Source organism: Staphylococcus devriesei, assembly GCF_002902625.1.
Lineage (GTDB): Bacteria > Bacillota > Bacilli > Staphylococcales > Staphylococcaceae > Staphylococcus > Staphylococcus devriesei.
Map to the genome: position 1 here is coordinate 1 of NZ_PPRG01000116.1, position 643 is coordinate 643.

General features: G+C 37.2%; 2 protein-coding genes. Both read right to left on the reverse strand.

The genetic code is table 11. The features are described 5' to 3' along the window. Positions 1 to 441: DUF3310 domain-containing protein (locus tag CD147_RS11820; protein WP_103167627.1), on the reverse strand; the 441-nt coding region annotated here is incomplete at its 3' end. A 4-nt stretch (positions 442 to 445) separates the two neighbouring features. Further along, positions 446 to 643, reverse strand: a 198-nt coding sequence (locus CD147_RS11825; RefSeq protein WP_103167628.1) for a hypothetical protein, incomplete at its 5' end; no start/stop codon positions are given.

Sequence of the window (643 nt, forward strand, 5' to 3'; positions counted from 1 at the left end):
GTTCAGTACTTCCATAAATCTATCTGCGTACTCTTTCAACTTGCTTTGGTCTTGAACATCATTTTCTTTACGACCTGTTCTAAGTGCATATCTCATTTGAGTAAACTTCATAGCACCTCTAAATTCTTCGTCAGTGAATTGTTGACGACAAAACTCAATTAAATCGATACCGTATTCACTGTGGTAATGTTCTGGCTTGTGTACCATATCCACCTTACGTGTAAAGGGCTCATTCACTCTCACAAAGTCGTCGTTATCTGTAAGTATAAATTTATAACCGCCTGCATTCTCTACATCTGCATACCAAACTGTTTTCAAACCTTTTTCATTTGCATACACACGATTGACTATAGCCGTTTGCATGGCCGTAACACCTTTTAATGATTCTTGGAACTGAACAATATTATCTACTTTCAAATCAATTATCCTTACGTTTTCCATTCCGCTACCCCCTCTGCACATTGCCGTATTGATCTGTTTTGACTTTAACCATAAGATTATTCTGTACTAGATTCTTAAAATACCTAGTATTCACTCTGTGCTTAGCCACTTCACGTTCTGCACGTTTTGCTCTTGCTATACGTTCTTCTCTACGTTTACGTTTTAATGCTCTTTCATGTCTAAGTTCAGCTTGCTGTATTAA